A 16,023-nucleotide genomic window follows, 5' to 3' on the forward strand; every position below is an offset into this window, starting at 1 on the left:
GTGAAAGCATTGCAAGGCGTTGAAGGTCAAGTGGAGTGGGTTGAAGAGCAGCGTCCGACGTGTGACGTAGGACAAGTTCGCATTCGAGTGGCGGCAGCGGGCCTCAATCGAGCCGATTTGTTGCAAAAGGCAGGGCTCTATCCGCCGCCACCGGGAGCCAGTCAGGTGCTGGGTCTGGAGTGTTCAGGTGTGATCAGCGAGGTCGGCGCGGGGTCGTCCTGGCAGATTGGCGATCGCGTTTGCGCGTTGCTGGCCGGCGGCGGGATGGCAGAGGAGGTGGTGGTCGACGGTCGGCATGTGTTGCCGGTTCCAGAGGGTTTGTCGCTGGTCGAAGCGGCAGCATTGCCCGAGGTTTACAGCACCGCCTGGCTGAATTTGTTTCAACTGGCTGCGCTCAAACCGGGTGAGAAAGTTCTCCTGCACGCCGGGGCAAGTGGAGTGGGTTCAGCCGCCATTCAGCTGTGTAAAGCGTTCGGCAACCTGTGCTGGGTCAGCGTCGGTTCGGCGGACCGGCTGGCGTATTGCGAGGCGCTGGGCGCGCAAGGCGGGGTGGTGCGCACTGATGGGCTGGACGGTTTGAGTGACCTGGGACCGTTCGATGTGATCCTCGATCCGGTCGGCGCCAACTATGCCGCGTTGAACCTGAAGTTGCTGGCGCGTGATGGTCGTTGGGTGTTGATCGGCCTGATGGGCGGTCGTGAAGCGCAGTTGGATCTGGCGCAAATGCTGGCCAAGCGGATTCAGCTGCTGGGTTCGACCCTGCGCAGTCGCGACGAGCAGTTCAAGGCCGATCTGTTCAGTGATCTGAGCCAACACGTCTGGCCGTTGTTCGCAGAGGGACGCCTGAGCCCGCAGTTGGCCAGGACCTTCCCGATCAAGGACGCCGAAGCGGCGTTTGCCGAGCTTGCGACCAATCAGGTGTCGGGCAAGTTGGTGCTGGTGATCGACGAAAGCCTGGTTTGACCCCTGTGGGAGCGGGCTTGCTCGCGAAGGCGGTGTGTCAGTCGACATGAATGTTGAATGACACACCGCCTTCGCGAGCAAGCCCGCTCCCACAATGGATCTCGGTTACTTCCAGAGGTGAATCGGCCAGCCGGCCTTTTCGGCGTGTTCACGCAGTACCGGATCCGGGTTGACCACATGTGGATGGTCGACTTTGATCAGCAATGGCAAATCGTTACGTGAGTCCGAATAGAAACTCGCGCCTTCAAGGTTCTCCTCTTCGGCGTCGAGCCACTCCAGCAAGCGAGTGATCTTGCCTTCGCGGTAGGTCAGGGTACCGACCGTATTGCCGCTATAAACCCCATGCTTCACTTCCAGCTCGATGCCAAGAATCTCATCGATGCCCAGGCGTTCGGCGATGGGTTTGACCAGGTGCGTGCCTGAGGCGGAGATCACCAGAATCCGGTCGCCAGCCTTGCGATGCTCGGCGATGGCTTTGCAGGCGTCGCTGAAGATGATCGGTTCGATCACGTCCTCGACCCACGGCGCCACAAGGTGCTCGACTTCTTCCGGGGTGCGTCCGGCCATCGGTTCCAGGCTGAAGGCCATGTAGTCCTCCATGGCCAGGTGGCCCCTGCCGTAGGAGTCCATCAATTCCTTGTCGCGACGCAGGAAGGATTCGCTGTCGACCCAACCGAGGCGGACCATCTGCTCGCTCCACAGCGAGGCGCAGTCGCCGTGGATCAGGGTTTCATCCAGATCAAAAATTGCCAAGGCCATCAGTAGGATTCTCTTCGAGAACAGCTTCAAGCGGCAAGCTTCAAGCTGCAAGAGTGGATTTAGGTGGTCAGCAGTCTACAACTTGAAGCTCGCGGCTTGCAGCTTGCCGCTGTCTTCAAGCTACCTCACACAGGGCTGTCGGATCGATGGAAAGTGCCAGACGTTGACCATCGGCATGCAGGTCAGCCGCCGAACGGTTCAGCACGTCCACCACCAGTTCTACGCCGCGAGCTTCGACCCGATAGCGAATCACGTTGCCCAGCAGGCTGTGGCTGCGGATCAGCGCATCCGGCTCGCCATTGCGGCTCAGTTCGATGGCTTCCGGGCGAATCGCGATGCGACCGTTGATTGGCCGTTGCAGCAGCTTGCTGGCACTGGCGGCGTCGAGCAGGTTGTAGTTGCCGATGAAGCCGGCGGCAAACACATCGACCGGTGCGGTGTAGAGGGTTTCAGCGTCGCCGCTCTGGACGATCCTGCCCTGGTTCATCAGGAAGATCCGGTCGGACATGGTCAGGGCTTCTTCCTGATCGTGAGTCACGAAAATCGTGGTCAGCCCCAGCTCGCGCTGAATTTGCCGGATTTGCTCGCGCAGGTGTTTGCGGATCCGCGCGTCCAGCGCCGACAGCGGTTCATCGAGCAGCAGCAGGCGCGGTCGGGTCACCAGCGAGCGGGCGAGGGCACCCCGTTGGCATTGGCCGCCAGACAGTTGATGCGGGTAACGGTTGGCGAAGTCGTGCAGTTCCACCAGTTGCAACACTTCGAGCACGCGCTTGCGGCTGTCGTCGGCGTTGACCTTTTGCATGCGCAAACCGAAGGCGACGTTCTGCTCCACGGTCATGTTGGGGAACAGCGCGTAGCTTTGGAATACCATGCCGATCCCGCGTTTTTGCGGGCTCAGCGGCACCAGGTCCTGGCCGTCGAGCAGGATCTTGCCTGCATCCACAGCCGTCAGCCCGGCGATGCAGCGCAGCAGTGTGGACTTGCCGCAACCGGACGGGCCGAGCAGGGTGACGAATTCGCCTTTCTGGATTTCGCAGTTGATGTCGCTGAACACCGGGGTGCCGGCGGAGCCTGTTTGTGAATAGCTTTTTTGCAGGTGTTGGACGCTGACGTAGCTCATTGGCTTTTGTCCTTGTTCAAGATATTGGCAGCCCAGGTCAGAACCAGCACAAAGAAAAAGTAGGAAATCACCAGCGCGCTGGTGAAGTGACCGCTGCTGTTACGCATGTTGTTGAGGTAGACCTGCAGGGTTTCGTAGCGCGTGCCGACAAGGATGTTGGCGAACACGAACTCACCGAAGAGGAACGAGAACGACAGCAGCAACGCGACCATCAAACCCTTGCGCAGGTTCGGCAGCACTACCAGGAACGCCGCTTGCCAGGTGCTGGCACCGAGCAGTTGGGCGGAGTCCATCAGGTCGCTCAGGTTGATCGCCTGCAGGTTGTTGGTGATCGCCCGGTACATGAACGGCAGCGCCACGGTGAAGTAGCAACCGACCAGAATCCACGGTGTACCGACCATCGCGAACGGTCCCGAACCATAGAGCTGCAACAGCCCCACGGAAGACACCACGGGCGGCACTGCGAACGGCAGCAGGATCAGGATGTTCATCAGCGCATCGAGTTTCGGGAAGTGGTAATGCACCACGAACAGCAGCGGCAGAATCAGCACCACCGACAAAATCAGCGCACCGACGCAGACCAGCAGCGACTGGCCAAAGGCGCCGAGAAAGCGCGGGTCACTCCACAGCTGGATGTACCACTTGAAGGTAAAGCCGCTGGGCAGAACGGTTGCCGACCAGCTGCTGGCGATCGAATAGATCAGCGTTCCGGCCAGCGGCAGCAACAGTATGGCAAACAGCAGGTAAACCACTACCCGGTGGTAGACACCGGTGGGACCCAGTTCAGCGCGAGACATGGTAGCTCCTCTTCAACAGCAACTGATGGACCACCGTCACCAGGGTCATCAACGCCACCAGCACAACGGCCAGGGCGCTGGCCATGTTCGGGTCCAGGGAAATGTCGCCCGAGACCATCGCCGCGATGCGGATCGGCAACACGTTGAAGTTGCCGGTGGTCAGGGCATAGACCGTGGCGTAGGCGCCGAGGGCGTTGGCCAGCAGGATTACAAAGGTGCCGAGCAAGGCCGGAGTCAGCACCGGCAAGCCGATGTGCCGCCAGAACTGCCAGCCGTTGGCGCCGAGCAGGGCCGCCGATTCGCGCCAGTCTTCACGCAGGGCGTCGAATGCCGGGTAAAGCAGCAGCACGCCAAGGGGGATCTGGAAGTAGGTGTAGAGGATGATCAGCCCGGTTTTCGAGTACAGGTTGAAGTCCTGAATGATCCCGGCCTGCTTGAGCATGATAGTGAAGCTGCCGTTGAACCCCAGCAGGATGATGAACGCAAAGGCCAGCGGTACGCCGGCGAAGTTGCTGGTCATATTGGCGAAGGCGTTGACGAAGTTGCGCAGCTTCGAGTCGACCCGACGCAGCGAATAGCTGCCAAGGATCGCAATGACGATGCCGAACACGCTGGACCAGAAGCTGATCTCAAGGCTGTACTGGATCGCCTGCATATAGAACTTCGAGCTGAAGATCTTGTTGAAGTTGGCCAGGCCCCAACCGAACTCTTCCGATTGCACACTGTTGATCAGCACCCAGCACAGCGGGGCAATCTGAAACACGATGAAGAAAATGGCGAAGGGCACCAGGCACAACGCCGCCAGCCATTTGCCACGGGTGATTGAATTCACTTGAGCAGCTCCCGGCACACAGGTTTGTCGTGGGCCACACCCAGCAACTCGCAGACTGTGCCGCACAGCTCGGTTTGTTTGGGGGCAGCGTCGGGATTGAAGCTGAAGGCATCACCGATGACGAACAGCGGTACTTCACGTTCTTCGGCGAGCAGGCCGTTGTGGGAGCGATCGTTGTTCATGCCGTGGTCAGCGGTCACCAGCACCTGATACCCGGCGTCGAGCCAGCCTTGCAGGTAGTCGGCGAGGATGATGTCGGCCGAGCGGGCGCTGTTGCGGTATTGCGCAGTGTCGAGGCCGTGCTTGTGCCCGGCGTCGTCGATGTTCATGGGGTGAACCAGCAGAAAATTCGGCGCATGGCGCAGACGCAGGTTCTCGGCGTCGGCGAACAGGTGCGAATCGGGGTAGTGATCGGACCAGTAGAAGTGCGCGTGCTGTATCGGCAGTTCGGTGTTGTCGGTGTGGCGGTCGCGGGCAGCCATGAACGGCGAACGGTTATACAGCTCGCTGACCCAATGGTAGGCCGCAGCGGCGGTGCTGAGCCCGGCGGCGCTGGCGTAGTGGAACACGCTGCGCTGGTTGGACAGGCGCGACACGTTGTTGTGGACGATGCCGCTGTCGATCGGCGTTACGCCGGTCAGAATGCATTCGTAGAGCGGGCGCGACAGCGACGGCAGTTCGCATTCGAGTTTGTAGAGGGCGGCGCGTTCTGCACCGACGTAAGCCTGAAGATGCCCCATGGCGTGGCGGGCGACCTCGTAATTGAGGCCGTCGAGCACGACAAGGATGACGTTGTGCTTCATGGGGGAGGGGACTCCGAAAAACAGGAATTCAGAAAACTCAAACTCAACTCGAACCAGTGTGGGAGCGAGCTTGCTCGCGATGGCGGACTTACCTTCAACAGTGATGTTGATTGACCTTGCGCTATCGCGAGCAAGCTCGCTCCCACAGGGATTTCCATCAGAGATCCAATGTGGGAGCTACAGCGTTATTGCATATTGATGATGACTTCTTCCTGCCACTTCTGCGGCAGAGCCTTGGAGGTTTTTTCCCATGCGTCGGCATCTGTGATCGGTTTGGGTTTGGCGGCTTCGTATTGCGCTGCCGGGATCAGGTTTTTCGCGACATCAGCCGGCAGTTTCAGACCCGTTTCAGCACGAATCGGACGGGCGTTACCGCGCGCCAGGTTGATTTGGCCGGCATCGCTGAAGATGTACTCGCGGGCCAGTTTGGCGGCGTTCGGGTGCTTGGCGTATTTGTTGATGATGGTGGTGTAACCGGACTTCACCGAACCATCGGACGGGATCAGTACGACGTAGTCATCCGGGTTGGCCATCTTGGCTTTATAGCTCAGACCGTTGAAGTCCCAGACCACACCGACTTCGACTTCACCTTTTTCCATGGTGGAGATCGTCGGGTTGGCCAGCGACAGGCGACCTTGCTTGGCGATTTCGGCGAACATCAGCAGTGATGGCTGAATGTTCTTTTCATCGCCACCGTTGGCGATGGCGGCGGCCAATACACCGTTGGCGGCTTGGGCGGCGGTGCTCACGTCACCGATGGACACCTTGTATTTACCGGTTTTCAGGTCAGCCCACTTTGTCGGGGCTTGGGAACCGTGCAGCAGCTTCTTGTTGACGATGAACGCGATGGTGCCGGTGTAGGCCAGCGCCCAGTTACCGTCCTTGTCCTTGGCCCAGTCCGGAACCTGCGCCCAGGTGCTTGGCTTGTACGGTTGCACCACGCCTTGCTTGACCGCGATCGGGCCGAAGGCGGCGCCGACGTCGCCGATATCAGCACTGGCGTTGTCTTTTTCGGCGGCGAACTTGGCCACTTCCTGGGCCGAGCTCATGTCGGTGTCGATGTGCTTGAGGCCGTAGTTCTTGGCCAGGTCTTCCCAGGTACCTTTCCAGTTGGCCCAGTCATCGGGCATGCCGACACTGTTGACGGCACCTTCCGCTTTCGCAGCGGCTTCCAAGGCTTTTAAATCGGTATCAGCCGCCATGGCTGCGGTGCACATGGCAATGGTCGAGCCTAACAGTGATGCCAGGAAAAGCTGTTTCATCCGAAGCTCCTTTGGGCGTATTCAACGCTGCGCTTTTATCTACGTTTGCGGTTGGGTTGGTCTAGGTCAGCAATACCTGAGCCAATTTAGGTGAGCTGGATGACACTTTGATGTCGGTATCAGGCGCGCTCGCATTTATTTCGCTCGGTAGTGAGGGCTGCGAGGTAAGCGTAGACCATGGGCAGATGGCCGGTTTGCAAGGACTTGGCCGCTTATTTGCAAAGGTCTGGATCAACCGTTCGGCGCCTTTGTCATCGATCAGTCATATGGATTGCCTAGGCTTGCAATACGTATCAGGACGCGTTTTTTGGCGCGATCCTGCCCCGAAACAGTGCTGGCCTAGTCCAGATAGGTAACATTGATGCGCGATGAGGCAATCAAGGCGGTGACAGCCATCGGTCAAGTGCTGCAGGAGCAGATCGACCACGGTCTGCTGGCGCCCGCGAGCAAGCTGCCGGCCGAGCGCAAACTCAGTGAGCTGTTCAATACCACACGGATCACCGTGCGTGAGGCGTTGTTGCAGCTCGAAGCCCAGGGGCAGATTTACCGCGAAGAGCGGCGCGGCTGGTTCGTCTCGCCACCGCGCCTGGCCTACAACCTGATGCAGCGCAGTCACTTTCACGCGATGGTCAGTGCGCAAGGGCGGGTGCCGTCGACCGAGGTGATTTCGGCACGGTTGCAACCGGCGTCTGCGGCGGTTTGCGCATGGTTGCAGTTGCCGGCGTTGTCGAGTGTGATTCAGATCCGCCGTTCGCGACGCATCGATGGGCGGTTGGTTTTGTATGTCGAGCACTATTTGAATCCGCAGTTTTTCCCGGGGATTCTGGAGTTCGATCTCAATCAGTCGATTACCGAGTTGTATGCGCGGCATTACGATTTGCACTACGGGCGGGTGCGGTTCGAGATTGTGCCGACTTCGTTGTCGGTGGATGCGGCGGCGGCTTTACGGGTGTCTGTTGGTAGCCCGGGCCTGCGGATTGCCCGGGTCAATTATGATCAGCACGAGCGGCTGATCGATTGTGACCTGGAGTTCTGGCGGCATGATGCGATTCATGTCGGGGTGGATGTCTTGTAGGCGCTGAGCTTGCTCGCGATGGCGGCCTGATAGCCGACCTGTCTTTCGCAGATGTACACAGTTCAACTGTGGGAGCGAGCCTGCTCGCGATGGCGGCCTGACAGTCGACCCGTCTTTTGCAGGTGTACATATCCGTTGCTGCGGTAACGGCGGCTGGCGGTTTCGCCCTGACGGCGACTCCCTTTGGCAAACGCCCCAAAGGAAGCAAAGGTCTTCGCCCCAAGCGTACGGCACCTCGCTCCGGTGTCCATCAGGGGGCATCGCCTACGGTCTGCTTCGCGACGACCTCCTCTCGATGTGTCCGGCTGCGCCGTACGGCGCTGCGCGCCAACCCCCTGCTGAACACCTGCGCTCGGCCTCCCGATATAGGGGCGGGTAGATCAAAAGCAAAGCACGGCGGCCTGAGTGGTTGGGACTTGTATGGCTTTTGATTGGTCCCACGCTTCGCGTCTGCTTTCTTGCGTTATTCCTTCTCCAACCCACCACCTGCCGTCACCACCTGAATACTCATCCTCGGTGTCGCCAGATCCAGCCCGGCTTCATCCAGATAGCGTTTGAGTGAGAGGTTGAACGCTCTTGAAACTTCCCATTGCTTGATCGGTGCGGTCTTGAACCGGGCCCGAAGAATCGGGCGACCGGACTCGAAACTTTCAACGCCCTGAATTTCCAGTGGCGATCAGATGTTGCGGCGTTGTATTGGGTCAGTGTGCGTTTTCTGGCCGAAGTCGCGCATCAGTTTGATCGTGTCATGTCGGGTGGATGTGGCCTGAGATTGGTTTGCAATGAGCAATAGCTGATAAAGAAGGTGCAACAGTTAAGTGGGTGAACTAAATACAGTGAAATGGTTGGGTTGCTATTTCTCTGGCTTGCTCTTTGAGTCTTATGTAAGGTTGTCGCAAGTCGTTTTTACGGCTTTGGACTATAGCTTATATAAGGAAATTAGTATGTCTGATTACGATATTGCGTTTTATGCGAAGATGACTATTTCAGGGCGCCCGATTACAGTCTCATCGGGTCGGATTTGCACTCGGCGGGGGCGCGGTGAACCGCTGGAGTTCGGTTTTTACTGGAGTGGGAATGGAGAAGGTTTTATTATCACTGCTGGAGAACTAGAGGGCAGGCAATATATTGGTTTGGACAAAAGAGGGTTCCTTTGTATTAAGGATAGGCCTGAAGTGTTCTTGCTGTTGGATTTCAAAGAAGAATGGTTCTCGCGGAGGTATAATCTGCGGCACGAGGTGGACGTTCGTATGTTTGCAACCGATAGGGCGGCGGTTATACAGTTTGAGGATGACAAGCCTGACGATGTGGAACAGGTCTATAACTACTTGATGGTCGCGCGGAAAGTTAAGCGTGAGAATAAGTATCGTGATGATAATGTTTATTTAGTGCCGGCGGGGGATGGGGGATGGGTGGCATATCCAGCCGATGAGCCTTATTCAGCCACGCCAGTGCGGATCAAATTGAATATCCAGTAATCGTTAAAGCAGGTAGTCGGGTTTTTCATCGCAATCTGCGTTTCTGACATCAACCAATTTTGAAGTCAAGGCAGTTCGGGCACCTCCCGAGCTGCCTTGGTCCGTTATTCCTTCTCCAACCCACCACCTGCCGTCACCACCTGAATACTCATCCTCGGTGTCGCCAGATCCAGTCCGGCTTCATCCAGATGGCGTTTGAGCGACAGGTTGAACGCTCTTGAGACCTCCCATTGCTTGATCGGTGCGGTCTTGAACCGGGCGCGAAGGATTGCGCTGCCGGATTCAAAACTTTCAACGCCCTGAATCTCCAGTGGCGACCAGATGTTGCGGCGTTGTATTGGGTCGGTGCGCATTTTCTGGCCGACTTCGCGCATCAGTTTGATCGCGTCATCGATTTCCATGTTGTACGGCACCGCCACCCGGAAGATCGCGTAGCCGAATTCCCGCGAGTAGTTCTTGATGCTTTTTATTTCACTGAACGGGATGGTGTGCACGATGCCGTCAATGTCCCGTAGCCGCACGGTGCGGATGGTCAGGCCCTCGACGGTACCCAGGTGGCCGCCGACATCCACGTAGTCGTCGATGGCCAGGGAGTCTTCGATGATGATGAACAGCCCGGTGATCAGGTCGGAGACCAGCGACTGTGCACCGAAACCGATGGCCAGACCGATCACGCCGGCACCTGCCAGCAGCGGCGTGACGTTCATGCCCATGTTGGCCAGGGCGACAATCAGCGCAATGATGAAAATCGCCACGAACAGCACATTGCGGATAAGCGGCATCATGGTCTGCGCGCGCGCGTTGGCCAGGCCTTTGCGTGAGCGGGTGAGGGCGTGGTGCACGGCGGTGTCGCTGAGGATCCAGATCAGCCAGGCGAAGATCAGCGTACCGCCCAGGCTGAACAGTTTGACGCTGACTTCATGGCCTTCGCCTTCGGTGAAGCGGATCATCGACATGCCCCAGACCCGCAAGCCGAGTTCGATGAACGCCAGCCACACCGTCAGGTGCGCAAGGGTATAGAAGAAGCTCTTGAGGCGGTCCGAATACAGCGCGTGACGCTTTGCCCCGCGTTGCGGTTTGAGTGCATGGCGGCGGACCAGTCCGTTGATGACCATGCACAACACCAGCAGCACGGTGCAGATCAACGATTGGCGCAGTGCGGTGCTGGTGTCGCCGGCGGAGACGAAGGTGGCGAACAGCGAGATCGCTACCAGCACCAATGCCGGCAAATACCAGAAGGTCCCGAGAATTTCGATGGTGTCGCTCAGTGCACGACGGGTCAGACGCCGTGACAATGGCTGGTTGCGGATCAGGTGGGCGATGGGCCGACGGAATCGCAGGATGAACAGGCCGGTGAAAATCGCTGCCAGCACATTGGCGATGGTCGCGGTGGTGTGGGCCAGGTGAATGCCGAGACCGGCGACCAGTCGTGGGTCGTTCAAGCCTTCACCGAAGGCTGCAAAACTGCCGATCAGCCACAGCGGGCGGAAGGCCTGGTGCCGCAGGATGTACAGGGCGCGATGCCGATGCGGACCGTCGAGCACGGAAAACGCGATCACGCAGATCGCCGAGAAGCAGGTGCCGACCACCAGTGCATAAGCCAGCACCATGGCCAGGTATTTACCCAGCGATGACGGCAGGGCATAGCTCATGTAGACGGTAATCAGCAGGGCGATCAGCCAGGGGCCGAGTTTGCGCAGGGCAAAGCGCAACATGTCCCAGGTCTTGGGGTGTTGCGGCAATTCTTCAGTAAGGCCGAAGCGCGTTCGTACGCGATGACCGAGCCAGATCAGCGCGGCGGCGAGCAGGCTCCAGAGCATCAGAATCAAGGCGAAGGCAAAGAGCATCGGCAGCCATTCGCTGACCGGCAGCATCAGCGCGCGCAGTTCGTCCTTGGCCAGGTCGAACTCGTCGGACCAGCGAGTGAGCGGACTGTCGACACCGGAAAACTGTTTTTCCAGGCTGGCCAGGGTGCCGCCGATCAAGCCGAGCACGCCTTCTTCGGTGGGCGTCTGGGCTTTTTTGCTGACGTCGCGCAGTTTCTTCAGATCGGCCAGCAACCTGCCTCGTTGCTGATCGTTTTCCAGCGATTTGATCACTTCGTCCAGCGATTGCCCCAGCGGTTCGGTCGCTTCCGGCTGGGCTTTTGATGAGCCGTTGAGCAGGCTCGGCAGGCCGACGGCCTGAGCAGGGGCCATGGGAAGCAGCATCAACAGGCAGATGAACAACGTAGACGGCAGGGCGAAAAGACGAGCGAACACTAGGCGGTCAACCTCAACAGGTGCAGGTCGAGCGAGTGTACGAGCGGGGCAAAACCAATGCGAGCGTAGTCAGCGCTTTTATTCGTTCAGTTTTGCGAGGATTTTGTAAATCACGGTAGCGAGGATCAGCAGCATGCCGATCCACATCGAGAACACCCCGGCGTTCTTGTCGCGAAAGTTGAAGCCGATGGCCAGCAGGATCATTCCCGAGAGTATTGGAATGAGCATGGAGTTGAAAACCGACATCGAGATCATGGCGACAGCCTTGTCCGCAGAGGTGATGTAAGTCTAGGTGGCTTTTGGGCGAACCGGGTTGATGTGTATCAGAAATGACTTGGTGGTGATTTTGAAAAGATCGCAGCCTGCGGGGCTTGTTTTCGTAGGAGCTGCCGCAGGCTGCGATCTTTTAAACGGTCACGGCAACTCGCGGCAGGCGTAGAACGCGCTCAACACTTTGACCAGGTGCGCCAGGTCATGGCTGCCGCACAGTTCACGGATCGAGTGCATGGCAAATGTTGGCAGGCCGATGTCCACGGTGCGCACGCCCAGATGGCTGGCGGTGATCGGGCCGATGGTCGAGCCACAGCCCATGTCGCTGCGCACCACAAAGCTTTGCACCGGGACTTCTTCGGCCATGCACAGATGACGGAAGAACCCGGCGGTTTCGCTATTGGTGGCGTAGCGCTGGTTGCTGTTGACCTTGATCACCGGGCCGGCATTGAGTTTCGGGCCGTGGTTGGCGTCGTGCTTGTCGGCGTAGTTGGGGTGCACGCCGTGGGCGTTGTCGGCCGAGACCAGCAGCGACTTCTGAATGGTGCGGACGAACTCGTCACCTTCAGGCAGCAGACGACGCAGGGTCTGCTCAAGCATCGGGCCGTCGGCACCGCACGCCGAACATGAGCCGACTTCTTCGTGGTCGTTGCACACCAGCACGCAGGTTTCATCGGTTTCAGCCGTCAACAAGGCTTGCAGGCCGGCGTAGCACGACAGCAGATTGTCCAGGCGCGCACCGGCAATGAAGTCGCCGTGCAGGCCGATGATGGCGGCGCTTTGGGTGTCGTAGAAGCTCAACTCGTAATCGAGTACCACGTCGGCATTCAAGCCGTGTTCCCGGGCCAGCTGATCAGTGAGCACGGCGCGGAAGTCCACGCGCTCGTCACCGGCAAATTGCGCAAGGATCGGTGGCAGCTCGGTCTGTGCATTGATCGCCCAGCCCATGTTGGCTTCACGGTTGAGGTGAATGGCCAGGTTGGGAATGGTGGCGATCGGTGCCTTGAAGTCGATCAGTTGGCTTTCGACCTTGCCGTCGCGACGGAAGGTCACGCGGCCCGCCAGCGACAGGTCACGGTCAAACCAGGGGGCGAGCAGTGCGCCGCCATAGACTTCGACGCCCAACTGCCAGAAACCCTGACGTTGCAGTTCAGGTTGTGGCTTGACCCGCAGGCACGGACTGTCGGTATGGGCGCCGACCAGACGGATGCCGTCGTGCAATGGGGAGTTGCGCCCCATCTTGATGGCGACGATCGAGGAGTCGTTGCGCGTGACGTAGTAGCGACCGTTGGCTTCGGTGGTCCAGGGCTCGCGCTCGTCAAGGCGCTGATAACCCGCCGCTTCCAGACGCTGAACAAGGCTGGCGGTGGCATGGAATGGGGTAGGGGAGGCCTTGAGGAAGTCGATCAGGCCTTGGTTCAACTCTTCGCGCATAAGTAGCTCCAGACAGCAGTGCCGCGAGTTTAACGTATTGATCGCAGGTTTGGCGTTGCACGGAAATTTGTAGGAGCTGCCGAAGGTTCGGGCCGCGTTCGGACGATCTGTTGATCTTGCGCTTTCAGGCAGCCACAGAGAATCGAAGTGCCGAGGGTAAAGATCGCAGCCTTTGGCAGCTCCCGGTACAGGTACGGAGGATGGCTCAGAACGGTGCCGGGCACTCGAAGCGCAGGCGTTCGCCACTCTGTGGGTGGGTGAAGCTGAGCATGCTGGCGTGCAGGCACAAGCGTGGCCAGGCGGCCAGGGCTTGCGGGTGAGCGTAAAGCCCGTCGCCCAGCAGCGGATGACCGATGGACAACATGTGCACGCGCAACTGGTGCGAGCGACCGGTGATCGGTGTCAGTTCGACCCGGCACCAGTCGCCGCAACGTTCCAGTACGCGCCAGAAGGTCAGCGCATGTTTGCCGAATTCATGGTCCACCACGTGGCGGGGTTTGGTCGGCGGGTCGTAGCGCAGCGGTAAGTCGATGCTGCCGCTGTCCAGTTCCGGCTGGCCCCAGCACAGTGCGGTGTAGGCTTTTTCGGTTTCGCGGTCGTGAAACTGCCGAGACAGTTCGCGATGGGTATCCGGGTCGCGAGCCAGCAGGATGATCCCGGAGGTTTCCCAGTCCAGTCGATGGACGATGCGGGCTTCCGGGTAGCCATTTTCTTGCAGCCGGGTGATCAGGCAGTCCTTGTTGTCATCGGCGCGACCGGGCACGGAGAGCAGCAGGGTGGGCTTGTCCACCACCAGTACGGCGGCGTCCTGGTGGATGATGCGGATATTCGACAGCGGCATTAAACAGCCTCGTAACAAACGCCAACGGCGACTCAGAACCCTCAATGTCCAATGTAGGAGACTGAAGGACCTGAGCCGCCGTGGCTCCAGCCGGATCGACTCAGCGATCTGGCAGGGTGATATTGAGTTCCAGAATCGAGCAGCTGCCCTGGTTTTCCAGTGCGACGTGCACGTCATCGGACCCGATATTGACGTACTTGCGGATCACCTCGACCAGTTCCTTCTGCAAGGCTGGCAGGTAATCAGGGGTACTGCGCTGGCCGCGTTCATGCGCCACGATGATCTGTAGACGCTCTTTCGCTACCGACGCGGTGCTTACTTTTTTGTTGGCACGAAAGAAGTCAAAAAGATTCATTATCTACCTCCAAACAGGCGCTCGAAGAATCCCTTCTTCTCAACGTCAAGGAACCGGTGCTGCACGGTTTTGCCCAGCAGACGATCGACGGCATCGCTGTACGCCTGACCGGCGTCGCTCTGGTCGTCGAGAATCACTGGTACGCCTTGGTTGGAAGCCTTGAGTACGGCTTGCGATTCCGGAATCACGCCCAGCAGGGTGACCGCCAGAATCTCTTTGACGTCTTCGACGCCGAGCATTTCGCCGTTGCTTACGCGCTCTGGGTTGTAGCGGGTCAGCAGCAGGTGTTCCTTGATCGGGTCTTCGCCGTTTTCGGCGCGACGCGACTTGCTCGCCAGCAGGCCCAGCATGCGGTCCGAGTCACGTACCGAGGAGACTTCCGGGTTGGTCACGACGATCGCTTCGTCAGCGAAGTACATGGCCAGGTGAGCGCCTTTCTCGATGCCCGCCGGAGAGTCGCAGACCACGAACTCGAAGTCTTCTTTAAGTGCCATGAGCACTTTTTCCACGCCTTCTACGGTCAGTGCGTCTTTATCGCGCGTCTGACTGGCGGCCAGGACGTAGAGGTTTTCCAGGCGCTTGTCTTTGATCAGGGCTTGCTGCAGGTTGGCTTCGCCGTTGACCACGTTGACGAAGTCATACACCACGCGACGCTCGCAACCCATGATCAGGTCGAGGTTACGCAGGCCGACGTCGAAGTCGACGATGACTGTTTTGTGACCGCGCAAAGCGAGGCCGGTACCGATAGCGGCGCTGGTGGTGGTCTTACCCACACCACCCTTGCCGGATGTAACCACGAGAATCTTGGCCAAGGTGTTTCACCCCTAAGGAAAAAGGACTTTTAGCCCCTGAAAAACATCTCTTGAAAACTACTGCAGTCGGACAGCCTTGGCTGGAATCCGGCTTTGGGCGGGGTTTACCTCGGGTAAACACTGCCTTGTGCCTTTTTCCTACTTCGTTTGAGCCGTTTTCGCTACGTTTTAGAGATGCTTGGAAAATGCGGCAGTATCCGTTAAAGCCGAATGATGTTCAACACGTCGCCCGACAGGCTGACTTGTACGCCAGAACCCCACAGTGGGTCGCGGCGCAAATCCTCGGAAACCTTGTAATGACCGGCGATGGAGAGTAGTTCAGCGCTCAATTGCTGACAGAAAATCCGTGCCTTGGTGTCACCTTTTACGCCGGCCAACGCACGACCGCGCATCGGCCCGTATACATGGATGTTGCCATCGGCGAGAAGTTCCGCCCCCGGACTGACCGAGGAAACTACTACCAAATCGCCACCTTGGGCATAAATCTGTTGGCCACCGCGAATGGGCGAAGTGATTATCCGGGTCGGTTTGATGGTCGGTTCAGGCGGTTTTTCCGGTTTTTTCCTGACTTCGCCTTCGTGCGGGTCGATTGCCCGCTCACGCGCGCCAGAAGGCGGCAGCACCGGCAGATCGACGGCAATAGCGGCGGCAATGTCTTCGATGCGGCTGGCGCGGATGGCCAGCGTGCGCAAGCCATGGTGGCGGCAAACGCGCATCAGTGCAGGCAGGTCGACCGCGCCTTCAGTGGCCGGAAGTTTGTCCAGGGCCAGCACCAGCGGTGCATTGCTGAAAAAATTAGGTGCCAGGGCGACCTTCGCAGCCAGTTGTCGGTCGAGGTTTTCGAGGTCATTGCGCGCCAGTTCCAGCACCGTAATGGCGAGCATGCTGCCCTTCAACTGGAACACGGGATCTTGGTCTAGCGGTTCGGTTTGGCTCATGGTCGGCATAAAGCGGCTTGTCA

The 16,023-nt window shown here is 58.8% G+C and carries 16 protein-coding genes and 1 pseudogene; 3 read left to right on the forward strand and 14 right to left on the reverse strand.

Going from position 1 to position 16,023, the window contains the following annotated elements; translation table 11 throughout:
• Positions 1-963, forward strand: a complete 963-nt coding sequence (locus AC1RKH_RS19685; protein WP_493064608.1) for a zinc-binding dehydrogenase — start codon at positions 1-3, stop codon at positions 961-963.
• Between the two features lie 105 nt (positions 964-1,068).
• Here the strand turns inward: AC1RKH_RS19685 and AC1RKH_RS19690 are convergent, their stop codons facing one another.
• The 6 genes from AC1RKH_RS19690 to AC1RKH_RS19715 all read right to left on the reverse strand — a co-directional run bounded on the left by AC1RKH_RS19690 (position 1,069) and on the right by AC1RKH_RS19715 (position 6,536).
• Positions 1,069-1,722, reverse strand: a complete 654-nt coding sequence (locus AC1RKH_RS19690) for an HAD family hydrolase (RefSeq protein WP_493063341.1) — start codon at positions 1,720-1,722, stop codon at positions 1,069-1,071.
• A gap of 115 nt (positions 1,723-1,837) precedes the next feature.
• On the reverse strand, positions 1,838-2,842 hold the full coding sequence (locus AC1RKH_RS19695) for an ABC transporter ATP-binding protein (RefSeq protein WP_493063340.1): 1,005 nt from the start codon (positions 2,840-2,842) through the stop codon (positions 1,838-1,840).
• Positions 2,839-3,639 (reverse strand): ABC transporter permease, encoded by an 801-nt coding sequence (locus AC1RKH_RS19700; protein WP_123426890.1) that lies wholly within the window; start codon positions 3,637-3,639, stop codon positions 2,839-2,841. Before AC1RKH_RS19700 ends, AC1RKH_RS19695 begins: the two co-directional genes overlap by 4 nt.
• Entirely contained in the window at positions 3,626-4,471 is an 846-nt protein-coding gene (locus AC1RKH_RS19705) for an ABC transporter permease (RefSeq protein ID WP_071553975.1), read from the reverse strand. The genes AC1RKH_RS19700 and AC1RKH_RS19705 overlap by 14 nt, the downstream gene beginning before the upstream one ends.
• Positions 4,468-5,274, reverse strand: a complete 807-nt coding sequence (locus AC1RKH_RS19710) for an alkaline phosphatase family protein (RefSeq protein ID WP_493063339.1) — start codon at positions 5,272-5,274, stop codon at positions 4,468-4,470. Before AC1RKH_RS19710 ends, AC1RKH_RS19705 begins: the two co-directional genes overlap by 4 nt.
• Positions 5,275-5,459: 185 nt before the next feature.
• Positions 5,460-6,536, reverse strand: a complete 1,077-nt coding sequence (locus AC1RKH_RS19715; protein ID WP_493063338.1) for an ABC transporter substrate-binding protein — start codon at positions 6,534-6,536, stop codon at positions 5,460-5,462.
• A gap of 361 nt (positions 6,537-6,897) precedes the next feature.
• Between AC1RKH_RS19715 and phnR the strand changes: the two genes are divergently transcribed.
• Entirely contained in the window at positions 6,898-7,611 is a 714-nt protein-coding gene (phnR, locus tag AC1RKH_RS19720; protein WP_493063337.1) for a phosphonate utilization transcriptional regulator PhnR, read from the forward strand.
• A gap of 463 nt (positions 7,612-8,074) precedes the next feature.
• Here the strand turns inward: phnR and AC1RKH_RS19725 are convergent.
• Positions 8,075-8,359 (reverse strand): annotated as a pseudogene (locus AC1RKH_RS19725) (mechanosensitive ion channel family protein); the annotation flags it as partial.
• Between the two features lie 196 nt (positions 8,360-8,555).
• Here AC1RKH_RS19725 and AC1RKH_RS19730 point away from each other — a divergent pair.
• Positions 8,556-9,089 (forward strand): hypothetical protein, encoded by a 534-nt coding sequence (locus tag AC1RKH_RS19730; RefSeq protein ID WP_493063336.1) that lies wholly within the window; start codon positions 8,556-8,558, stop codon positions 9,087-9,089.
• Positions 9,090-9,193: 104 nt separating this feature from the next.
• On the opposite strand, the gene AC1RKH_RS19735 is transcribed toward AC1RKH_RS19730, so the two are convergent.
• From AC1RKH_RS19735 to minC, 7 genes are all read right to left on the reverse strand, one after another.
• The gene (locus AC1RKH_RS19735) at positions 9,194-11,350 is read right to left on the reverse strand and encodes a mechanosensitive ion channel family protein (protein WP_493063335.1); all 2,157 of its coding nucleotides are present in this window, start codon (positions 11,348-11,350) and stop codon (positions 9,194-9,196) included.
• Between the two features lie 78 nt (positions 11,351-11,428).
• A complete protein-coding gene (locus tag AC1RKH_RS19740) occupies positions 11,429-11,578 on the reverse strand; it encodes a hypothetical protein (RefSeq protein ID WP_185015439.1) in 150 nt (49 codons plus the stop codon).
• A gap of 186 nt (positions 11,579-11,764) precedes the next feature.
• Positions 11,765-13,054, reverse strand: a complete 1,290-nt coding sequence (locus AC1RKH_RS19745; RefSeq protein ID WP_123426895.1) for a M18 family aminopeptidase — start codon at positions 13,052-13,054, stop codon at positions 11,765-11,767.
• 205 nt (positions 13,055-13,259) lie between these two features.
• Positions 13,260-13,895 (reverse strand): RluA family pseudouridine synthase, encoded by a 636-nt coding sequence (locus tag AC1RKH_RS19750; protein ID WP_007940846.1) that lies wholly within the window; start codon positions 13,893-13,895, stop codon positions 13,260-13,262.
• Positions 13,896-13,995: 100 nt separating this feature from the next.
• The gene (minE, locus tag AC1RKH_RS19755; RefSeq protein ID WP_019693048.1) at positions 13,996-14,250 is read right to left on the reverse strand and encodes a cell division topological specificity factor MinE; all 255 of its coding nucleotides are present in this window, start codon (positions 14,248-14,250) and stop codon (positions 13,996-13,998) included.
• Positions 14,250-15,062, reverse strand: a complete 813-nt coding sequence (gene minD, locus AC1RKH_RS19760) for a septum site-determining protein MinD (RefSeq protein ID WP_054593514.1) — start codon at positions 15,060-15,062, stop codon at positions 14,250-14,252. The genes minE and minD overlap by 1 nt, the downstream gene beginning before the upstream one ends.
• Before the next feature lie 200 nt (positions 15,063-15,262).
• The gene (minC, locus tag AC1RKH_RS19765; protein ID WP_493063350.1) at positions 15,263-16,000 is read right to left on the reverse strand and encodes a septum site-determining protein MinC; all 738 of its coding nucleotides are present in this window, start codon (positions 15,998-16,000) and stop codon (positions 15,263-15,265) included.
• Positions 16,001-16,023 lie beyond the last annotated feature (23 nt).

It is taken from the genome of Pseudomonas sp. GW822-FHT06B12 (assembly GCF_058799675.1).

Coding starts and splice junctions, on each gene's coding strand:
- AC1RKH_RS19695 (WP_493063340.1), bottom strand. CDS start 2,842: ATGAGCTACGTCAGCGTCCAACACCTGCAAAAAAGCTATTCACAAACA.
- AC1RKH_RS19710 (WP_493063339.1), bottom strand. CDS start 5,274: ATGAAGCACAACGTCATCCTTGTCGTGCTCGACGGCCTCAATTACGAG.
- AC1RKH_RS19740 (WP_185015439.1), bottom strand. CDS start 11,578: ATGCTCATTCCAATACTCTCGGGAATGATCCTGCTGGCCATCGGCTTC.
- AC1RKH_RS19745 (WP_123426895.1), bottom strand. CDS start 13,054: ATGCGCGAAGAGTTGAACCAAGGCCTGATCGACTTCCTCAAGGCCTCC.
- phnR (WP_493063337.1), top strand. CDS start 6,898: ATGCGCGATGAGGCAATCAAGGCGGTGACAGCCATCGGTCAAGTGCTG.
- AC1RKH_RS19715 (WP_493063338.1), bottom strand. CDS start 6,536: ATGAAACAGCTTTTCCTGGCATCACTGTTAGGCTCGACCATTGCCATG.
- AC1RKH_RS19690 (WP_493063341.1), bottom strand. CDS start 1,722: ATGGCCTTGGCAATTTTTGATCTGGATGAAACCCTGATCCACGGCGAC.
- minE (WP_019693048.1), bottom strand. CDS start 14,250: ATGAATCTTTTTGACTTCTTTCGTGCCAACAAAAAAGTAAGCACCGCG.
- minC (WP_493063350.1), bottom strand. CDS start 16,000: ATGAGCCAAACCGAACCGCTAGACCAAGATCCCGTGTTCCAGTTGAAG.
- AC1RKH_RS19700 (WP_123426890.1), bottom strand. CDS start 3,639: ATGTCTCGCGCTGAACTGGGTCCCACCGGTGTCTACCACCGGGTAGTG.
- AC1RKH_RS19750 (WP_007940846.1), bottom strand. CDS start 13,895: ATGCCGCTGTCGAATATCCGCATCATCCACCAGGACGCCGCCGTACTG.
- AC1RKH_RS19730 (WP_493063336.1), top strand. CDS start 8,556: ATGTCTGATTACGATATTGCGTTTTATGCGAAGATGACTATTTCAGGG.